Here is an 18,288-nt window from a genome sequence, read left to right on the forward strand (position 1 = left end):
CGACCCGTGGCGCGAACCGCTGAGGCCGCAGGGACGGTCGAAGCCGGGAAGAAAAAGGTCGCCCCCACCCAAGAAGCTGCCCTCGAAGGCAGAGGCGACAGGTTAAAGACCGCGCAACAAGGGATAGGGGCGCGGCCCTAAGCTCATTCGGCGATGCCGACGATCGACTTCAGGACCGAAGCCCCGACCGTGTATTTCGGGTCGACCATGTTGCCGAGGCGCACGCGGCCGCATTGGGTCAGCAGCATGTAAGCGTCGATCTCGTCGAAGCCGAAATCGGCGGCCATCCAGCGGATCAGCTCGCGGTATGCGCCGCGCGCGGCGTCTTCCATCGGGCGTGCCGAGCCGACGGTCATGTAGAACTCTTCGTTCTCCAGACGCGGCGTGCTGATCGTCCAGTTCTTGATCAGGTCGATGCGCACGGTGGTGACGGTCGGGTGCTCGACCGCGACGCCGCAAAGTTCACCGTCGCCCTGGGCTGCGTGGCAATCCCCGAGGAACAGATACCCGCCCTCGGTCTGCACCGGCAGATAGACGACCGCGCCCGGCGCGACATCGGGAAGGTCCATGTTGCCGCCGTAATAATCCGGCACCAGCGAGGAGATCGCCTCGGCAATCGGTGCCGTGCCGATCGTGCCGATGAAGGGCTCGTAAGGCAGGCTGATCTTGTCGTTCCACTTCGTGCCCTCCTCGACGGTGATGTCGAGCTTGCGCACCACCTCGGGCAGCGGCGCGGTCAGGAGCGCCGTCTCGAAGGTGGGAACCAGACCGCCGAATTCGGGCATGATCACCGTGGTGCCCCGCGGCTGCGGCCCGCGCGGCACGATGCTCTCGATATAGACCGCGATCGTGTCGCCCTTCTCGGCGCCGTTGACGTAGATCGGGCCGTTTTGCGGGTTCAGGAACGGGAAGTTCAGGATCTCGGTCGGCTTGTCGGTCTCCGACTTGATCGCGCCTTCGAACGCGTCATGGGTCTCGGCGCTGACGACGGTGCCCGGATCGACGGTCAGGACCGGCTCGATCCCGGCGGTGTAGATGTAGGGATAGCTTCCCTGCTCTGCCTCGGTGATCGTGCGTTTCTCGAGGGTCTGACCTTTCGCCACGCCCTTGCGCGCCATGATGGATTCTTCAAACCAGCTCATAAGTTGCTCCTTTTACTTGCAAATTCCATGATTGTTCCGGGGAGATCAGACCGACAGGTATCGTCGGATCGTGTCGCGGTCCTGCAGCATCTCGCGGTCGAGCTCGGCCACGATCCGGCCCTTGTCCATGACGTAGCAGCGCTGCGCCATCGCCCGGATCATGTCGACATTCTGCTCCACGAAAACGACGGTCACGCCGGTCTCGCGGTTCAGCTCGACCATGATGCGCGCGATGTCCTGCACGATGTTCGGCTGGATCCCCTCGGACGGCTCGTCGAGCAGGATCATCGACGGATCGCCCATCAGCACGCGCCCGATGGCGAGCTGCTGCTGCTGACCGCCCGACATCGTGCCCGCGCGCTGATCGGCACGCTCCTTGAGGATCGGGAAATAGCGGAAGATCTCTTCGACCTTGCCCGGTGTGGACTTGCCCGCGATGCTTTCACCGACGAGCAGGTTTTCGAGCACGGTCATGCGCGGGAAGACATCGCGGCCCTGCGGCACATAGCCGATGCCCTTGCGCGCCCGTTTATGCGCCGAGAGCAGATCGATCGACGCGCCGTCGAGGTTGATCGACCCCTTGTCGGTCGACAAAAGCCCGATCAGCGTCTTCATCAGGGTCGATTTGCCGACCCCGTTGCGCCCGATCACGGCGACGATCTCGCCCTCGCGGACCTGAAAATCGACGCCCTGCAGCACCGGCTTGCCGCCGTAGCCTGCATTGAGTTCGATCACGTCGAGAAGGACATCCTTACGCATCGACTTCTCCCAGATAAATGGCGGCGACACGTTCATCGGCGGTGATCTCGTCGATGGTGCCTTGCGCGAAAATCTTGCCGAAATGGAGCACCGTGACCTGGTGGGCGATCTGGCGCACGAAGGCCATGTCGTGCTCCACCGCCAGCAGGGTCATTCCCTCGCGGTTCAGCTCCTGAAGCATCTCGCCGGTGGCGAAGGTCTCGTCGGGCGTCATCCCGGCGGTCGGCTCGTCCAGCAGCAGCAGGCGCGGTTTCAGCGCGACAGCCATGCCGATCTCGAGCCACTGTTTCTGACCGTGGCTGAGATTGCCCGCGAGCTGCTTGCGGTCCTGCGAGAGTTTGAGGAACTCCAGCAGCCGGTCGATCTCCTCTTGCAGGATCTCGGGCGCGACATGGTGCTGAAGCGCGATCGTCAGGTTCTGCTGGACGCTCAGTTCCTTGAAGATGCCGGGCACCTGAAACTTAACGCTGATCCCCTTGCGGATGCGCTCGAACGGTTTCGCGCGAGTGATCTCCTCGCCGTCATAGAGGATCGCGCCGCTATCGGGCAGATGCTCGCCCAGGATCAGCTTGAAGAAGGTGCTCTTGCCCGCCCCGTTGGGACCGATCAGGCAGTGCATCTCTCCGGGCTGAAGCGCGAAATCGACATTGCCCGTGACGTGGAGCCCGCCGAAATGCTTGTTGAGCTGGCGTGTTTCGAGAATGGCCATCACCGCTCTCCTTCCAGTTTGGATTTCCGGCGCATGAAGGGCGAGAGCAGCGCGATGACGATGCCACGCGGGGCGATCAGAACGGTGATCACCAAGAGCGTCCCCATCACGATCAGCGCGTATTGGCTGCCGTAGATCGTGAGCGACTGGAACACCATCAGCACCGCGAGCGTGCCGATGATCGTGGTCGTGAGGTCCGTGCGTCCGCCGACCGCGACCCAGACGATGGGCAGCGAGGCCGCCGTCATCCCCATCGAGGCGGGCGTGATGTAATTGCCCCAAGAGGTGTAGAGCACGCCCGACAGCCCGGCGAGCGCGGAGCCGATCACGAAGGTCGCCAGCTGATACTTGCGCACGTCATAGCCCAGCATCTCGGCGCGCATCGGGTTCTCGCGGATCGCTACGATGACATTGCCAAAGCGCGAATTCACGAGGATGCGCAGACCGAGATAGCAGACCAGCAGCAGCGCCAGCGTGACGTAATAGAGGGTCACGTCCGGATAGAGCACGATATTGCCGCCCGGCCACGGGATCGTCAGCGAGGGCATCGCGCCCATGCCGTTGAAGCCGTTCAGACGCGCCTTGCCGATCGCCCATTCGGGCCCCGCCGTCTGCGCCATGAAGCGCTCGAGCACCAGCGTCACCGACAGCGTCACGATGCCGAGGAACACGCCGCTGATACGCCCGAAGAACAGGAAGTAGCCAAGGATCGCCGCGAAAAGTGCGCTCAGGCCAACCGCCAGCACCAGCGAGAGCAGCGTCAGGCCGTAGGCATCGCCGAGGTTGATCGTCAGGACCCCGTAGGCATAGCCCGCGACCCCGAAGAAGGCAGTCTGGCCGAAGCTCAGCGCCCCGCCATAGCCCCAGATCAGGCTCAGCCCCATCGCCATGAAGAGCCAGTTGAAGAAGTAGACGTTATTGCCGACGTCGTAGCTGTCCGCAAAGGCCGGATAGGCGCAGGCGGCGAGCAGGACGACAGTGAAGCCCGACCAGAATTTCGGTCCCTTGCCGAGGGTTTGCGGCCCCTCGATGAGCTTCAGAATGGAGGTGAAACGGGATGCGCTGCTCACGTCAGGCCCTTTCTTTCAGGATCTTGCCGCTGATGCCGCGCGGCAGGATGCGGATCACGATGATGACGGCGATGAGCATGCCGATCTGACCGGCAAGCTGGCCCTGCCAGGAGGTCAGCGACGCTTTGATGAAGCCAAGCACGACCGCGGCAGGCGCCGTCCCGAGGAAGATGTCTGCACCGCCCACGACGACGGTCACAAAAGCCTCGACCATGAAGGCGGCCCCCATCGTCGGCACGAGCGTCATCGTCGGCGCGTAAAGCCCACCGGCAAGCCCCGCGAGCGCCGCGCCCAGACCGAAGGTCAGGCTGTAGATCAGGTTGGTATTGACCCCGAGCGCCTCGGCCACATGCGGCACCTGGATCGTGGCGCGGGCAAGGATACCGAAGCGCGTCTTGGTGAACATCAGCCACAAGGCGGCCAGCGTCGCGAGCGCCATTACCACGAGCACGATGCGGTAGATCGAATAGGAATAGTCGCCGACGGTGAAGCTGCCGAAGGGCGTGCCGCTGCCCGCCATCGTCGTGCCCAGCACGATCAGCGTGCCTTGGGTGACGATCATCGAGATCCCCCAGGTGGCCACGATCGTATCGAGGGGACGTTTGTAGAGCGGGCGGATCACCACGACCTCGACGATCATCCCGGCGATACCGGCGGCCAGAGAGCCCAGCGCGATCGCGATCGGAAGGGGAACGCCCATATGGGTGGCACTCGTCGAGACATAGGCGCCGCAGAGGATGAACTCGCCATGCGCGAGGTTGATCACGCCCATCATGCCGAAGATCACCGCGAGGCCGCAGGCGCTGAGCACGAGGAAGGCGAACGCGTCTCCGAACTGATAGAAGAAGCTGAAAAGAGAGTAGAGGAACTCCATAGACCGTCCCTTTCTTGGTGGCCGTCGTTCAGGGAAATCCGGGCAGGAAAATCCGGGAGGGGACGGATGCGGAGCCACGCGGCCCCGCATCCGCGATGCGTCGGATTACTCCGTCGGCAGGTGCGACGGGGTGTACTGGTCGCTCGGGTCGTTCTGGGTCAGATCGCAGCCGACATCGCCCAGCCAGTAGGGCTTGATGTCATCCCATTTCTTCGGGAATTCGATCGAGTGATCTTCGAGCACATGGGCCAGATAGATCGTGTGCGAGGTGTGCTGGCTCTTCGGATCGATGCACATCTCGCCCTCGGGCGCGTCGTAGCACAGGTTGCCATCGGCGAGCGTAGCGCGCACATCTTCCAGAGCGGTGGAGCCGCCGGCTTTCTCGACCATCTCCTTGTAGAGATAGACCGCCGCGTAGGAGTTCTCGGCTTCCTGGTTGATGTAGGGCTCGTCGGGGAACATCGCGTGGAACTTCTCGACGAAGGCCTTGCTTTCCGGCGTGTCGATTTCCTCGACATAGTTCACCGTCGCATACATGTCCTTCAGGCTCGGGGGCGTGAAGCGCTTATGCTCGTAGCCCTGGCCCACGTTCACGGACGACGCCATCGGCAGGTCGACATTCGCCGAACCGGCCTGCTCGTAATAGGACGACTGCGCCGTGCCCACGAGCAGCGTCACCACGAAGTCGGGCTTGGCGGCCTGGATGTTCTGGATGGTCTGCGAGAACTGCGACACGCCGAGCGGGATGAACTCCTCGCCCACCATCTCGCCGCCATTGTCCTTGACGATGTTGCGCACCCATTCGGCCGAGATCTGACCGAAGTTGTAGTCGGCGGCGATGGTGTAGACGTTCTTGCCGTACTTCTCCATCATGTAGGGGATCAGCGTCGAGAACTGCTGCTCCGGCACCGCGCCGGTGACGATCATGTTCGCGTCGCAGACGCCGCCTTCATACTGGTTGTTGTAGAAGGCCAGCCCGTCGAACTGGTTGACGATCGGGCGGTAGGCTTCACGCGAGGCCGAGGAGAAACCCGCGAAGACCACGTCCACCTTGTCGCGCTGCAGCACGCGGCGCATGAATTCCTGATAGCGCGTGTTGTCCGACTGGGTGTCGTAGGTCACCAGCTCGATCGGACGACCGGCGATACCTCCCGCGTCGTTGATTTCCTTGGTGGCCAGCTGGATGCCATGCACCTTGCCGATGGTCGCGAGGGCGAAATCCCCCGACTGGTCTTCGAGCACACCGATCTTGATCGGCTCGGCGTCCTGAGCCATCACGGGCCCTGCAAAAGACAATAGGGTAGCGAGCACCGAAGCGGTGCTGATCAGTTTCCTGGTCATTTTCAACTCCTTGTTGAGGTTTTCCTGGGTGCCTTGCTGGGCTAGCGCGCCTGACACCTCTTTTTCGTTTCAGCGCGATCGAGATCGCTGTCCGGGTTTGCCAGCATCAGGGACTCGCAGTGGTCCTCGACGCTGACGCGCGCGCGCATGCTGTCCTTTCGCAGAAGGTCATATGCGGCATCTTCGTTAAGCCCGCGCTGGCGCATGAGCGCCGCGACAGCCTTGATGACGTAAATCCGTTTGCGGCGGCGTTCGCCCATATCGTCGAGGCTCGCCTTGAGGCCGTCGATTTGCTCGAACGCGTTCACGCCCAGATAGAGAGCGGAATAGACGGCCCCGCTATGGATCGGTTTTTGCAGGAAGGACGCGGCCCCGAGCTGGAGCATCGCCTTGAGACGGCTCGGCGCTTCTGTGCCGACCAGCCCGACCGTCGGACACGGCGCATGCTGGGGCGACAGGTTGAAACTCTCGGGCCAAGCCTGCGGCAGGTTCAGGTCGCCGTCGATGATGACGAGGTCGGACTCCGGGCTCAGGTCTTCGGGCAGTTCGAAAACCTGGCGCGGCGAGACGGGACGGGTATCCGGCTCCAGCCCCAGCCGACGCAATGTCGTTTCGAGAATACCCAGCGAGCGGCCCTCGGTGGTGAAGATGACGGCCCTGCGGCCGCGGAAGTTTTGCGCGATCCGGGGTGTCTTCATTGTACGACCCTCACGTTCCTGCGCCGCTCCGCCGGCTCGAAGGTCGTCGTCGAGGAGACGAGGTAAGGGTCGGCCGCGATGGGTTCGGGCGCTTCGAGCAGGATGTCGAACTCGAAATCGGCGCGCGACAGCCCGATGCGGGGCGTGAGCGAGGCGTGGTAGGTTTCGGGGTCGATCGTGACCCGGCCCTGCGGCGCGTCGAATACCTGACCTGCAGCCGCTTCGAGAACCGCCCCCACCGACGCGGTGCCCGCATCGGCGATGGATTTCGCGAGCATATGAATGGCGACATAAGCCGCTTCGGCTTCGGCGGAAACGACAGGTCCCTCGGGGAAGGCTTTGCCATAGGCCTCGACGAAGCGCGTGTTGCGCTCGCCTGCGAGGGAAGAGAAATAGACGCTGGAACTGATCTGCCCATCCGCCCCTACCGGGCCGATCGCGCGAAGCTCGGGCTCCGACAGGTTACAGCTCGCGATGGGGAAGCGCGTGGTCTGCTCGATCCCGCGCGCCTCGCAGGTCTCCCGGAAGGCGCGGAAGAACGCGTAAGAGGACTCGCCGATCAGCGCGTTGAACACGAAATCGGGCTTGGTCTCGAGGATCTCCTCGATGATGGCGGCCATATCGGTCTCGCCGACCGGCAGATACCGCTCCGCCACCACTTCGCCGCGGCGCCGCTGCAGCTCTTCGCGCATCACCCGGTTGCTTTCCCAGCCCCAGATATAGTTCGAGCCGATGCAATAGGCGCGGCGACCGAAGCGGGCGCAGAGGAAATCGATGAGCGGTGACATGTGATGGTTCGGGGCCGCACCGGTGTAGATGACGTTGGTCGAGCTCTCGAAGCCTTCGTAATGGGTCGGATACCACAGCAGCGCGTCATGCTTCTCGAAGAGCGGGATCACTTCCTTGCGGCTCGACGAGGTGTAGCACCCGCAGATATGGCGGATGCCTTGGTCGAACATGCTCTGCACCGCCGGCGCGTATTTGTGCAGATCACTCTCGGGGTCGATATGGATGGGATGGAACGTGACCGCCGCGCTCGGATCCGCATTGATCTCGTCGCAGGCAAGCTGCGCGCCGTTGAGCTGCGTATGCGCGACTCTACCGTATGCGCCGGTGGTCGAGAAAAGCAGGCCGATCTGTAGGTCGAGACGTGTCATTTTCGATCTTCCAACGACAAAAACCCCCAGAAGCAGAAACTGCTTTGGAGGCGGAATTGCCGACATATCTGAGGGTTCAACGCGCCATGACGAGCACATTTGCTCGGCGCTTACCTCACGCTAGGGAATCGTTCACGAACCTGTCAATAGACATGTTACTTCGCCATGACCGCCCCCGTCTCAAGCCCACACATGCACGTTATTGAAGCTGTTCCCAAAGCAGACTGCCCGCAAATTGAGCGCAACCCGGATGCTCAGGCAGGTCTCGCCTTCCCTGAAGCTGCGATGTCCTGAGAAGGAGCGGTCATCCCCTGCGGGTGGAGGCTTTGCCGGCATGCGACGGGATCGTTCTTGGGCATGGAAGCGACGCGCTGGCGGAGGAGGTGGGATTCGAACCCACGGTAGGCTTTCACCTACGTCGGTTTTCAAGACCGGTGCATTAAACCACTCTGCCACTCCTCCGACGGGTTTCGCTTAGACCGCTTCACGCGATTCTGAAAGTCTTGCGCGCCGTTTTCCGCGCGTGGGCGTTGGGGCAGCTTTTCACGGGCTCTGCAAATCGCTAGGATCGCGCGTAACGCATGGCGCAAGCGGTGCAGACGCGCAGGCAAGAGGCGGGCAAACCGCGCGAAAAGGGGCACAGGATGACTGAGCAGAAGAAGATGACGCGCAAGCGGGTGACAGGCTTTGCCCTGATGCTGGGCGCGGGGATCGCGCTGGCAGGCTGTCAGGAAAGCGGTGGCTCCCCGTTCGGGATGTTCAAGAAAAAGCCTGCGGACGAGACCGCAAGCCCCGGCGACGCCGAGACCGTCACCGAAAACGGCCAGAAGATGATCGAGCGCGACGTCGAAGCGCCGCAGGTCTTCTCTGTAGATGAAAAGGGCCTGTGGGACGGGCGCCCCTCGCTGGGCGGCGTTTGGGTCGCGCATCCGAACGTGAAAGACCCCGAGCGGGTGATCATCCGCAACCCGTCGAACGGCAAATTCGTGATCGGGGCGCTTTTCAAGCGCGAGACCGACAATCCCGGCCCGAAGCTGCAGGTCAGCTCTGACGCGGCCGATGCGCTGGGGCTTCTGGCAGGCGCGCCGACCGAGCTCTCCGTCGTGGCGCTGCGCCGCGAGACGGTGCCGGTCAAGGAAGACAAGCCCGCGCCACTCGTCGACAAGCCGGTGATCGCGGCACCTGAAGAAGTGGAGCAGAAATCGCTCGACGAGGTAACCTCGACCGCGGCGGCCGGAATCGCGAAGGCCCAAGGCACGCCGAAGCCCGCAGCGAAACCAGTCAAGCCCGCAATCGGTGCGGCCCCTGCCCCGGCGCCCGCCCCCGCAGCCCCGGTGGCTTCGGCAGCTCCGCAGCCGAGCACGCCGAAAATGAGCACCGGCGCAGGCTATATCCAGATCGGCATCTTCTCTGTCGAGGCGAATGCGAAACGCGCCCAGAGCCAGATGGCCAAGGCGGGCGTCATCGCCGAGATCAAGAAGGAACAGAGCCACTCCAAGACCTTCTGGCGCGTGATCGCGGGCCCTGCGCCCACGAAATCCGACCTCGACGCGCTCAAGACCAAAATTCACGGGCTGGGCTATCCCGATGCCTACCCCGTCTCGAAATAGGACTACGCAGAAGATATGACCTTCATTCGCCTGATCGCCGCCACGCTTGCAGCCTGCCTGTTCGCCCTGCCCGCCGCCGCCTTCGACACCAAGGCCCATGCCGCCTGGGTCTATGACCTGTCGACCAAGACCGTCCTGATGGCGAAGAACGCGGATATCCCGCTGCCTCCGGCGTCCATGTCGAAGCTGATGACGCTCGATCTGCTATTCGAGGCGCTGGAAGACGGCCGGGTCACGATGGACACGACTTTCCCGGTCTCGGAGCACGCGCAGTCGATGGGCGGCTCGACGATGTTCCTCAATACGACCGACCGCCCCACCGTGCGCGATCTGATCCAGGGCATCATCATCAACTCGGGCAACGACGCCTGCGTCGTGGTGGCCGAGGGGCTGGCGGGCTCGGAGTCCTCCTTCGCCGACCTGATGACCGAGCGCGCGCATGAGCTGGGCATGAAGAACTCGATGTTCGCCAACTCGAACGGCTGGCCCGACCCCGGCCAGCGCATGTCGGTCCATGATCTCGGCATCGTCGCGAGCCGGATCATCACCCATTTCCCGCAATATTATCACTTCTTCAGCGAGACCCATTTCAACTATAAGGATCGCGCCCCGGCCAATGCCGAGAACCGCAATCCTCTGCTGGACATCCGCGCCGCCGACTGGAAGGCCGATGGCATGAAGACCGGCCACACGCAGGAAGCGGGCTACGGTCTCGTAGGCTCCGCCGTGATGGGCGAACGCCGCATCGTCTTCGTGCTGGCAGGCATGCCCTCCGAGCAGTCGCGCCGGTCGGAAGGCGAAGCGGTCGCGAACTGGGCCTTCCGTCAGTTCGTGATGAAGGACGTGGCGAAGGCGGGCACCCAGCTCGCCGAAGCGCCGGTCTGGCTGGGCGGCAAATCCACGGTCGGCCTCGCGCCGAAAACCGATCTGTCGCTGCTGGTTCCCGCGGGTTCGAAGGACAAAGTAACCGCCGAGGCCGTGTTCAAAGGCCCGCTGCAGGCACCGATCAAGCAGGGCCAGGAAGTCGGCAAGCTGGTGATCACCGTGCCGGGTCTCGACAATGCCAACGAAGTGCCGCTCGTCGCCACCGAGGACGTCAAGAAAGGCGGCTTTGTCGTGCGCGTGAAAGCGGCGCTGGCGCGGCTGTCGGGCAAGGCGTTCGAGGCGGCGATGGAACGGGTGAACAGCTAAGCGCGCATGTTCATCAGCTTCGAGGGGATCGACGGATCGGGTAAATCCACACAGGCGCGGATGCTGGCCGAAACCCTGCGGGACGCGGGGCGCGAGGTCGTTTTGACGCGCGAACCCGGCGGCTCTCCGGGGGCCGAGGAAATCCGCCGTCTGGTGCTTGAGGGCGATCCGGACCGCTGGTCGGCAGAGACAGAGATCCTTCTGTTCACCGCCGCGCGCCGCGACCATCTGGAGCGCGTGATCGAACCGGCGCTCGCCGCAGGCAAGGTCGTGATCTGCGACCGTTTTGCGGATTCGACCCGGATGTATCAGGGCCTCTCGCGCGGCGATCTGCGCGCAGTGGTCGATCAGCTCCACACCCTGATGATCGGGCGCGAGCCGGACCTGACCGTCCTGATCGACATCGATCCCGCGACCGGCCTCGCCCGCGCCAAGGGGCGTCAGGGCACCGAGGAGCGTTTTGAGGATTTCGGCGTCGGGCTGCAGGAAAAGATGCGCGCGGGGTTCCTGTCGCTGGCGAAGGAATTCGCGCCCCGCTTCCGGGTAATCGACGGCGCGCGCGAGGCCGACGCGATTGCCGCCGATGTGCTGAGTGCCGTGCAGGCTGAACTGCAGAGCTAAGCGCCGGTCGGACGCGGCCCGGGGCCGGTCGCCCCGCGCCAACAGCCTTCCGCAAAAACCCCGCTGGAAACCGCCCGCGCGCGCAACTAGAGTGCCGCCATGAGCCTCGCCGACCTTCCCGATCCAACCCTTGCGCCCGGTGCGCGACACCCGCGCGACACGCTGCGTCTGGTCGGTCAGACGCGGGCCGAAGAGGACTTCCTCGACGCGTTCAACATGGGGCGGCTGCATCACGGCTGGCTGCTGACCGGGCCGCGCGGCGTGGGCAAGGCGACGCTCGCGTGGCGGATCACGCGCTTCCTGATGACCCGGCCCGAGGACGACGGCCCCGGTCTCTTCGGCGAGCCGGAACAGCCCACCAGCCTCGATCCCGATCCGAACCACCCGGCGCTCAGCCGCATCCACGCCGGATCGGAGCCCGGCATCTTCGTGCTCAAGCGCGGCGCGAACGCCACCGAATCCGCGCTGTCGCAGGACATTCGCGTCGATGAGGTGCGCAAGCTGCGCTCGTTCCTGCATCTGTCTGCTGCCGAGGGCGGACGGCGGGTGGTGATTATCGACGCCGCCGACGAGATGAACACCCAGGCCGCCAACGCGGTGCTGAAACTGCTCGAAGAACCGCCGCCGCGCGTGACCTTCCTGCTGATCGCGCATCAGCCAGCGCGGCTCCTGCCGACGATCCGATCGCGCTGTCGCGAATTGCGGCTGGGCACGCTCACACCCGATCAAATGGAAGCCGCCATTGCCGCCGCCGAAGAGGAGGGCGAGCCGCCGGATCTCGACCACCACGCGCTGGCCGCGCTGTCGGGCGGCTCCGTCGGCGCCGCGATCCGCCTGATCAATCAGGACGGCATGACGACCTATGCCAAGCTCGTCGACCTGATGGGTACCCTGCCCCGGCTCGACCGTCTGGGCGCGCTGGCGCTGGCCGAAAGCTGTGTCGGCAAGGCGAACGAAAACCGCTTCATCCTCGTCCTCAACCTGATCGACCTCTTCCTTTCGCGTGCCGCGCGCGCGGGCGTGATGGGTCCGGCCCATCCCGAAGCTGCGCCCGGCGAGGCGCAGCTTCTCGCACGATTGTCGCCTGACGATCAGGCAGCGATGAAATGGGCTGCCCTCCATCAGAGCATGGGCGCGCGCGCCGCCCACGGTCGGGCGGTCAACCTTGACCCTGCCGCGCTCGTGATGGATATCGTCTTGGAGATCACAGCCGCCGCCTCCTGATGCGGCGCGAAAGGAGCCGATTTTGACCCTCCCGCCCGAGATCACAGACAGCCATTGCCATCTCGATTTCCCCGATTTCGACGGTGAGCGCGACGACATCATCGCCCGCGCCAATGCCGCCGGGGTGACGCGGATGGTGACGATCTGCACCAAGCTGAAGAACGAGCCCTCCGTGCGGGCCATCGCCGAGGCGCATCGCGGCGTCTTCTACGCCGCAGGCACCCACCCGATGAGCGTCGCCGAAGAACCGATGGCCACTGTCGACGAGCTGGTGGCACTGGCCAAACACCCGAAATTCGTCGGCATCGGAGAGACCGGGCTCGACTATCACTACACCGCCGAGAGTGCCGAGGTGCAGAAAACCTCTCTGCGCCTGCATATCGAAGCCGCGCAGGAAACCGGCCTGCCGCTGATCATCCATTCGCGCGATGCCGACGAGGACATGGAAGCGATCCTGACCGAGGGGATGAAGGCCAAGCCCTATACTTGCGTCATGCATTGCTATTCGTCGGGGCCGCGCCTCGCGCAGGTCTCTGTCGATCTGGGCTTTTACCTGTCGATGTCCGGCATCGCGACCTTCCCGAAAAGCCAGGAGGTGCGCGACATCTTCGCCGCCGCGCCGCTCGACCGGATCCTCGTCGAAACCGACAGCCCCTATCTCGCGCCGCCGCCCTATCGCGGCAAGCGCAACGAGCCCGCCTACACGGCGCACACCGCCAAGGTCGGCGCCGATGTCTTCGGCCTGCCGCTGGAGGAATTCGCCGCAGCGACGCAGGCCAATTTCGACCGCCTGTTCTGGAAAGCCGCCGAGCATGGCGAGCGGGGGAGCATCGCTGCATGAGTCGGATGCGCTTCACGATCCTCGGCTGCGGCTCCTCGGGGGGCGTGCCGCGCATCGGCAACAATTGGGGCGACTGCGACCCGGCGAATCCGAAGAACCACCGGCTGCGCTGTTCGATGCTGGTCGAACGGGTCGCCCAGTCGGGCACCACGCGGGTGCTGATCGACACCACGCCCGACATGCGCCAGCAGCTGCTGACCGCGGGCGTGGGCGAGCTGGATGCGGTGGTCTACACCCATAGCCATGCCGATCACGTCCACGGGCTCGACGATCTGCGCCAGATCGTCTTCAACATGCGCACCCGCCTGCCCGTCTGGGCCGATGCCGATACCGAGGCCGCGCTGCTCGACCGTTTCGCCTATGCCTTCGTCCAGCCCTCGGACAGCAATTACAAACCGATCTGCGAGCTGAAATCGATCCATCGCGAGCGGCCCTTCCAGATCACCGGCGCGGGCGGCTCGATCGAGTTTCAGCCCTTCCGCGTCGAGCACGGCAATATCGACGCGCTCGGCTTCCGGATCGGCGGGCTGGCCTATCTGCCGGACGTCTCGGACATTCCCGAAGAGGCGTGGGCCTATCTCGAAGGCCTCGATTGCTGGGTGCTCGACGCGCTGCGCCGCACGCCGCACCCCACCCACGCGCATCTGGCCCGCGCGCTGGAATGGATCGAGCGTGCGCAGCCCGCGAGCGCGGTGCTGACCAACATGCATATCGACCTCGACCACGACGCCGTTGCCGAGGAAACGCCGGATCACATTCGCCCTGCCCATGACGGGATGGTTCTGGATTTCGGCCTCTGATGAGCGTTCTGATCGACGTCATCCTGCCGGTCTTTCTGGTGATCGGCTTCGGCTATGTCGTAGCCTGGCGCGGGCTGTTCTCCGAAGGCGCGGTCGACGGGTTGATGCGCTTTGCGCAGAACTTCGCGGTGCCGGTCCTTCTGGCGCGCTCGATTGCCAATCTCGACCTGACGCAGAGCTATAACTGGGCGATGATGGCGGCTTTCTACGCAGGCGCGCTGATCTCTTTCGCGATCGGCATCACCGGTGCGCGCATGATAGGCCGCAACGGCCCTGAGAGCGTCGCCATCGGCTTCGCCTGCCTGTTCTCGAATTCGCTTCTGCTGGGCGTGCCGATCACCGAGCGCGCCTATGGCACCGATGCGCTGTCGGGCAATTTCGCGATCATCTCGGTCCATTCGCCCTTCCTTTATACGATCGGCATCCTCGCGATGGAGATGGTGCGCTCGTCGGGCACCGGCACGTCGCTCGGGCGCGTCGGGCTCAACGCGCTGATCGGCGTGCTGCGGACCCCGCTGGTGATCGGCATCCTGACGGGCTTCGCGATCAAGATTCTCACCACGCTGACCGGCCAGCCCCTGCCCCATCCGATCCGCGAGGGGATGGATATGATGGCGCGCGCGGCGCTGCCTGCGGCCCTGTTCGGGCTGGGTGGCGTGCTCTATCGCTATCGTCCCGAGGGCGACGCGAAGGCGATCGCGATGGTCACCGGCCTGTCGTTGCTGCTTCATCCGGCGATCACCTATGGCCTCGCGCATTTCGCCTTCAAGGTGGACACGACCGCGCTGCGGTCGGCCACGCTGACGGCGGCGATGGCACCGGGGGTCAACGCCTATCTCTTTGCGAATATCTACGGGGTGGCGCGCAGAGTTGCGGCCTCGGCCGTGCTGATCGCGACGGCGCTGTCGATTCTGACGATCTGGGGCTGGCTTGCGATCCTGCCATGAGGTTTGGGGGCTCTGCCCCTCCGTCGCCGGAGGGCGACAAGACTGACGTGTCGAGGGGCTCTGCCCCTCTGGCCTACGGCCATTCACCCCGGGATATTTTCACCAAGAGGAAGCGGCAATCAGGCCTTGCGGACGCGGATCACAACGTCGACGCGGGTGATCTCGGCACCTTCGGGGGCCTGCGGGATCGAGGCGAGTTTCAACTCCTCGGCCGGGGCATCCGACAGGCGGTTGTCGTCTTCCCAGAAGAAATGCGGGTGGTCGTCCATGCGCGTGTCGAAATAGCTGCGCGCGCCGTCGACCGTTATCTCATGCATCAGCCCCGCGTCGCAGAACGCCTTGAGCGTGTTGTAGACGGTGGCGAGCGAGACCTTCTCGCCCGCATCGCAGGCGGCCGCATAGAGGCTTTCGGCCGTGACATGACGATTTTCCCCATCGCCCACGAGCAATGTGGCCAGCGCCAGTCGCTGACGGGTGGGGCGCAGCCCGCCACGGCTCAGCCAGTCCTGCCCGCGGCGCTGTTCGGTCGAATTCGTCACAGCCATGTCATGTCTCCTCGGTACCTATATGAGACTTTTCCACTCAGGTTTCAATGCGACCGCGCAGGGGCGCGGCCTGTCACCGTCGCCCTTGCGCCACGCGGCCACGCGGTGATAGAGGGATGCAAAAGCACGCCAAAACCGGGAAGGAGCGCCGATGGCTGGGTTTCCGACGAGCTTCGGGAAAGAAGATCTTCTGAAATGTGCACGCGGGGAGCTTTTTGGCCCCGGCAATGCACAGCTTCCGGCGCCGCCGATGCTGATGATGGATCGCATCACCGACATCTCGGGCGATGGCGGCAAGCACGGCAAGGGCCATGTGGTCGCCGAGTTCGACATCACCCCCGACCTGTGGTTCTTCGAATGCCATTTCCCCGGCAATCCGATCATGCCGGGCTGCCTCGGCCTCGACGGGTTGTGGCAGCTGACCGGCTTCAACCTGGGCTGGCGTGGCTGGCAGGGTCGCGGCTATGCGCTTGGCGTGGGCGAGGTTAAGCTCACCGGCATGGTCCGCCCCGATCGTAAAATGCTGACCTACAAGGTCGATTTCACCAAGGCCATTCAGACCCGTCGCCTGACCATGGGTGTCGCCGACGGGATCGTCGAGGCCGACGGTGACGTGATCTACGAGGTCAAGGACATGAAGGTCGCGCTCTCCGAGAGCTGACCCCCAAAGACAGACAAGACAGGAGGCCCGCATGCGCCGCGTCGTCATCACCGGTTTGGGCATCGTCTCGCCCATCGGCAACAATGCCGAAGAAGTCACCGCCAGCCTCAAAGCTGGTAAATCCGGCATCGTATTCGCCGAGGATTACGCCGAGCGCGGCTTCCGCAGCCAAGTCAAAGGCCAGCCGAAGATCACGCTCGAGGACCATATCGACAAGCGCAACCTGCGCTTCATGGGTCCGGGTGCCGCCTATAACTTCATCGCGATGGAGCAGGCTCTGGCCGATAGCGGTCTGGAAGAGAGCGACATCTCGAACCCGCGCAGCGGCCTGATCATGGGCTCGGGCGGTCCGTCCACCTCGAACTTCTTCGAGGCGCATCGCATCGTCATGGAGAAGGGCTCGCCCAAGCGGATGGGGCCGTTTATGGTCACCCGCTGCATGAGCTCGACGAACTCGGCCTGTCTGGCGACGCCGTTCAAGATCAAGGGCGTGAACTACTCGATCACCTCGGCCTGCTCGACCTCGGCGCATTGCATCGGCAACGGCACCGAGCTGATCCAGATGGGCAAGCAGGACATCGTCTTCGCCGGTGGCGGCGAGGAACTGGACTGGACGCTGAGCTGTCTGTTCGACGCGATGGGCGCGATGTCGTCGAAATATAACGACACGCCCGAGCTGGCCTCGCGCGCCTTCGACGCGACCCGCGACGGGTTCGTCATCGCAGGCGGCGGCGGTGTCGTCGTGCTGGAGGAACTCGAGCACGCCAAGGCGCGCGGCGCGAAGATCTACGCGGAAGTCACCGGCTACGGCGCGACCTCGGACGGCCACGACATGGTGGCCCCCTCGGGCGAAGGCGGCGAGCGGTCGATGAAGCTCGCGGTCGGCACCCTTCCGGAAGGCCGCAAGATTTCCTACATCAACGCGCATGGCACCTCGACGCCCGCAGGCGACGTGACCGAAGTGCAGGCCGTGCGCCGCGTCTTCGGCGAGGAAAACGTGCCGAAGATCTCCTCGACCAAATCGCTCACCGGGCACTCGCTCGGCGCGACCGGCGTGCATGAGGCGATCTATTCGCTGCTGATGATGGAAAACAACTTCATCACGGCCTCGGCCAACATCACCGAGCTCGACCCGGAGATCAAACCCGAAGAGATCGCGATGGAGCGGATCGACAATGTCGAGTTCGACTCGGTCCTTTCGAACAGCTTCGGCTTCGGCGGCACCAACGCGTCGCTCGTGATGAGCAAGTATCGAGACTAACGGCAAGAACAAACGGCGACAGAAACGGCGGCAGGGACGGGAATGGCGGAACTGATGAAGGGTAAGCGCGGCCTCGTGATGGGGGTCGCCAACGAGCGCTCAATCGCTTGGGGGATCGCGAAGGCACTGGCCGAGCAAGGCGCGGAACTGGCGTTCTCCTATCAGGGCGAAGCCTTCGGCAAGCGAGTCGAACCGCTGGCCGAAAGCGTGGGCTCGAAATTCCTGCTGGATGTGGACGTGAATGACGACGCCTCGATGGACGCCGCCTTCGCCAAGCTGAAAGAGGAATGGGGCTCGATCGACTTCGTCGTGCACGCCATCGCCTATTCCGACAAGAGCGAGCTTGCGGGCCGGTTCATCAACACCACCCGCGAGAACTTCAAGAACTCGCTGACGATCTCCTGCTACAGCTTCATCGACGTGGCCAAGCGCGCCTCGGAACTGATGAACGAAGGCGGCTCGATGATCACGCTGACCTATATGGGCTCGCAGCGCGTGACGCCCTATTACAACGTGATGGGCGTGGCGAAAGCGGCGCTGGAATCGGCGGTGCGCTATCTGGCAGCCGATCTGGGCCCCGACGGCATCCGCGTGAACGCGATCTCGCCCGGCCCGATGAAGACGCTGGCCGGTGCCGCGATCGGCGGCGCGCGCAAGACCTTCCGCCACACCGAGCACAATTCGCCCCTGCGCCATAACGCGACGCTGGAAGCGATCGGCGGCACGGCTGTCTATCTGCTCTCGGAGTACGGCGCTTGCACCTCCGGCGAGATCATCTCGGTCGATAGCGGCTATCACGTCATGGGCATGCCCGCTGCGGAGAACCTGTAAGCTCAG

General features: G+C 64.1%; 19 protein-coding genes and 1 tRNA gene. 10 read left to right on the forward strand and 10 right to left on the reverse strand.

Annotated elements, in window-relative coordinates:
• Positions 1-143: 143 nt before the first annotated feature.
• The 9 genes from BMI87_RS05780 to BMI87_RS05820 all read right to left on the reverse strand — a co-directional run bounded on the left by BMI87_RS05780 (position 144) and on the right by BMI87_RS05820 (position 8,212).
• Positions 144-1,142, reverse strand: a complete 999-nt coding sequence (locus BMI87_RS05780; protein WP_078520222.1) for an acetamidase/formamidase family protein — start codon at positions 1,140-1,142, stop codon at positions 144-146.
• A 45-nt stretch (positions 1,143-1,187) separates the two neighbouring features.
• Positions 1,188-1,901: an ABC transporter ATP-binding protein gene (locus BMI87_RS05785; protein WP_078520223.1), complete on the reverse strand. Its 714-nt coding sequence runs from the start codon at positions 1,899-1,901 to the stop codon at positions 1,188-1,190.
• The gene (locus BMI87_RS05790; protein ID WP_078520224.1) at positions 1,894-2,610 is read right to left on the reverse strand and encodes an ABC transporter ATP-binding protein; all 717 of its coding nucleotides are present in this window, start codon (positions 2,608-2,610) and stop codon (positions 1,894-1,896) included. The genes BMI87_RS05785 and BMI87_RS05790 overlap by 8 nt, the downstream gene beginning before the upstream one ends.
• Positions 2,610-3,680 carry an ABC transporter permease gene (locus tag BMI87_RS05795; RefSeq protein WP_078520225.1) on the reverse strand — a complete coding sequence of 357 codons (1,071 nt, stop codon included), beginning with the start codon at positions 3,678-3,680 and terminating at the stop codon, positions 2,610-2,612. The genes BMI87_RS05790 and BMI87_RS05795 overlap by 1 nt, the downstream gene beginning before the upstream one ends.
• 1 nt (position 3,681) lies before the next feature.
• Positions 3,682-4,554, reverse strand: coding sequence for a branched-chain amino acid ABC transporter permease (locus tag BMI87_RS05800; protein ID WP_078520226.1), 873 nt, complete (start codon positions 4,552-4,554; stop codon positions 3,682-3,684).
• A 105-nt stretch (positions 4,555-4,659) separates the two neighbouring features.
• Entirely contained in the window at positions 4,660-5,895 is a 1,236-nt protein-coding gene (locus BMI87_RS05805; protein WP_078520575.1) for an urea ABC transporter substrate-binding protein, read from the reverse strand.
• A 41-nt stretch (positions 5,896-5,936) separates the two neighbouring features.
• Positions 5,937-6,593, reverse strand: coding sequence for an ANTAR domain-containing response regulator (locus BMI87_RS05810; RefSeq protein WP_078520227.1), 657 nt, complete (start codon positions 6,591-6,593; stop codon positions 5,937-5,939).
• Positions 6,590-7,750 carry a transporter substrate-binding domain-containing protein gene (locus BMI87_RS05815; RefSeq protein WP_078520228.1) on the reverse strand — a complete coding sequence of 387 codons (1,161 nt, stop codon included), beginning with the start codon at positions 7,748-7,750 and terminating at the stop codon, positions 6,590-6,592. Before BMI87_RS05815 ends, BMI87_RS05810 begins: the two co-directional genes overlap by 4 nt.
• Before the next feature lie 372 nt (positions 7,751-8,122).
• Positions 8,123-8,212: transfer RNA gene (locus BMI87_RS05820), tRNA-Ser, on the reverse strand.
• A gap of 182 nt (positions 8,213-8,394) precedes the next feature.
• Here BMI87_RS05820 and BMI87_RS05825 point away from each other — a divergent pair.
• The 7 genes from BMI87_RS05825 to BMI87_RS05855 all read left to right on the forward strand — a co-directional run bounded on the left by BMI87_RS05825 (position 8,395) and on the right by BMI87_RS05855 (position 14,984).
• Positions 8,395-9,360 (forward strand): SPOR domain-containing protein, encoded by a 966-nt coding sequence (locus BMI87_RS05825; protein ID WP_078520576.1) that lies wholly within the window; start codon positions 8,395-8,397, stop codon positions 9,358-9,360.
• A gap of 15 nt (positions 9,361-9,375) precedes the next feature.
• A complete protein-coding gene (locus tag BMI87_RS05830; protein ID WP_078520229.1) occupies positions 9,376-10,551 on the forward strand; it encodes a D-alanyl-D-alanine carboxypeptidase family protein in 1,176 nt (391 codons plus the stop codon).
• A 6-nt stretch (positions 10,552-10,557) separates the two neighbouring features.
• The gene (gene tmk, locus BMI87_RS05835; RefSeq protein ID WP_078520230.1) at positions 10,558-11,172 is read left to right on the forward strand and encodes a dTMP kinase; all 615 of its coding nucleotides are present in this window, start codon (positions 10,558-10,560) and stop codon (positions 11,170-11,172) included.
• A gap of 99 nt (positions 11,173-11,271) precedes the next feature.
• A complete protein-coding gene (locus BMI87_RS05840) occupies positions 11,272-12,396 on the forward strand; it encodes a DNA polymerase III subunit delta' (protein WP_078520231.1) in 1,125 nt (374 codons plus the stop codon).
• A 22-nt stretch (positions 12,397-12,418) separates the two neighbouring features.
• Positions 12,419-13,237 (forward strand): TatD family hydrolase, encoded by an 819-nt coding sequence (locus BMI87_RS05845; protein ID WP_078520232.1) that lies wholly within the window; start codon positions 12,419-12,421, stop codon positions 13,235-13,237.
• The gene (locus BMI87_RS05850; protein ID WP_078520233.1) at positions 13,234-14,037 is read left to right on the forward strand and encodes an MBL fold metallo-hydrolase; all 804 of its coding nucleotides are present in this window, start codon (positions 13,234-13,236) and stop codon (positions 14,035-14,037) included. Before BMI87_RS05845 ends, BMI87_RS05850 begins: the two co-directional genes overlap by 4 nt.
• Positions 14,037-14,984: an AEC family transporter gene (locus BMI87_RS05855; RefSeq protein ID WP_078520234.1), complete on the forward strand. Its 948-nt coding sequence runs from the start codon at positions 14,037-14,039 to the stop codon at positions 14,982-14,984. Before BMI87_RS05850 ends, BMI87_RS05855 begins: the two co-directional genes overlap by 1 nt.
• Before the next feature lie 119 nt (positions 14,985-15,103).
• On the opposite strand, the gene irrA is transcribed toward BMI87_RS05855, so the two are convergent.
• Positions 15,104-15,529, reverse strand: a complete 426-nt coding sequence (gene irrA / locus BMI87_RS05860) for an iron response transcriptional regulator IrrA (protein ID WP_078520235.1) — start codon at positions 15,527-15,529, stop codon at positions 15,104-15,106.
• Between the two features lie 151 nt (positions 15,530-15,680).
• Here irrA and fabA point away from each other — a divergent pair, with 151 nt between their 5' ends.
• Genes fabA through BMI87_RS05875 form a run of 3 tightly spaced genes read left to right on the forward strand, consistent with a single transcriptional unit; the run spans position 15,681 to position 18,282 of the window.
• Positions 15,681-16,190 (forward strand): bifunctional 3-hydroxydecanoyl-ACP dehydratase/trans-2-decenoyl-ACP isomerase, encoded by a 510-nt coding sequence (gene fabA, locus BMI87_RS05865; RefSeq protein WP_078520236.1) that lies wholly within the window; start codon positions 15,681-15,683, stop codon positions 16,188-16,190.
• Positions 16,191-16,221: 31 nt separating this feature from the next.
• The gene (gene fabB / locus BMI87_RS05870) at positions 16,222-17,451 is read left to right on the forward strand and encodes a beta-ketoacyl-ACP synthase I (RefSeq protein ID WP_078520237.1); all 1,230 of its coding nucleotides are present in this window, start codon (positions 16,222-16,224) and stop codon (positions 17,449-17,451) included.
• A 42-nt stretch (positions 17,452-17,493) separates the two neighbouring features.
• Complete coding sequence (locus tag BMI87_RS05875) at positions 17,494-18,282, forward strand: enoyl-ACP reductase (protein WP_078520238.1); 789 nt, start codon at positions 17,494-17,496, stop codon at positions 18,280-18,282.
• Positions 18,283-18,288 lie beyond the last annotated feature (6 nt).

The organism is Thioclava sp. F28-4, from assembly GCF_002020045.1.
Classification (GTDB): domain Bacteria; phylum Pseudomonadota; class Alphaproteobacteria; order Rhodobacterales; family Rhodobacteraceae; genus Thioclava; species Thioclava sediminum.

What these genes read in the sequence shown, in the direction of transcription:
- BMI87_RS05780 (WP_078520222.1), bottom strand. Translation starts at nt 1,142, where the DNA reads ATGAGCTGGTTTGAAGAATCCATCATGGCGCGCAAGGGCGTGGCGAAA.
- BMI87_RS05785 (WP_078520223.1), bottom strand. Translation starts at nt 1,901, where the DNA reads ATGCGTAAGGATGTCCTTCTCGACGTGATCGAACTCAATGCAGGCTAC.
- BMI87_RS05790 (WP_078520224.1), bottom strand. Translation starts at nt 2,610, where the DNA reads ATGGCCATTCTCGAAACACGCCAGCTCAACAAGCATTTCGGCGGGCTC.
- BMI87_RS05800 (WP_078520226.1), bottom strand. Translation starts at nt 4,554, where the DNA reads ATGGAGTTCCTCTACTCTCTTTTCAGCTTCTTCTATCAGTTCGGAGAC.
- BMI87_RS05805 (WP_078520575.1), bottom strand. Translation starts at nt 5,895, where the DNA reads ATGACCAGGAAACTGATCAGCACCGCTTCGGTGCTCGCTACCCTATTG.
- BMI87_RS05810 (WP_078520227.1), bottom strand. Translation starts at nt 6,593, where the DNA reads ATGAAGACACCCCGGATCGCGCAAAACTTCCGCGGCCGCAGGGCCGTC.
- BMI87_RS05815 (WP_078520228.1), bottom strand. Translation starts at nt 7,750, where the DNA reads ATGACACGTCTCGACCTACAGATCGGCCTGCTTTTCTCGACCACCGGC.
- BMI87_RS05825 (WP_078520576.1), top strand. Translation starts at nt 8,395, where the DNA reads ATGACTGAGCAGAAGAAGATGACGCGCAAGCGGGTGACAGGCTTTGCC.
- BMI87_RS05830 (WP_078520229.1), top strand. Translation starts at nt 9,376, where the DNA reads ATGACCTTCATTCGCCTGATCGCCGCCACGCTTGCAGCCTGCCTGTTC.
- tmk (WP_078520230.1), top strand. Translation starts at nt 10,558, where the DNA reads ATGTTCATCAGCTTCGAGGGGATCGACGGATCGGGTAAATCCACACAG.
- BMI87_RS05840 (WP_078520231.1), top strand. Translation starts at nt 11,272, where the DNA reads ATGAGCCTCGCCGACCTTCCCGATCCAACCCTTGCGCCCGGTGCGCGA.
- BMI87_RS05850 (WP_078520233.1), top strand. Translation starts at nt 13,234, where the DNA reads ATGAGTCGGATGCGCTTCACGATCCTCGGCTGCGGCTCCTCGGGGGGC.
- BMI87_RS05855 (WP_078520234.1), top strand. Translation starts at nt 14,037, where the DNA reads ATGAGCGTTCTGATCGACGTCATCCTGCCGGTCTTTCTGGTGATCGGC.
- irrA (WP_078520235.1), bottom strand. Translation starts at nt 15,529, where the DNA reads ATGGCTGTGACGAATTCGACCGAACAGCGCCGCGGGCAGGACTGGCTG.
- fabA (WP_078520236.1), top strand. Translation starts at nt 15,681, where the DNA reads ATGGCTGGGTTTCCGACGAGCTTCGGGAAAGAAGATCTTCTGAAATGT.
- fabB (WP_078520237.1), top strand. Translation starts at nt 16,222, where the DNA reads ATGCGCCGCGTCGTCATCACCGGTTTGGGCATCGTCTCGCCCATCGGC.
- BMI87_RS05875 (WP_078520238.1), top strand. Translation starts at nt 17,494, where the DNA reads ATGGCGGAACTGATGAAGGGTAAGCGCGGCCTCGTGATGGGGGTCGCC.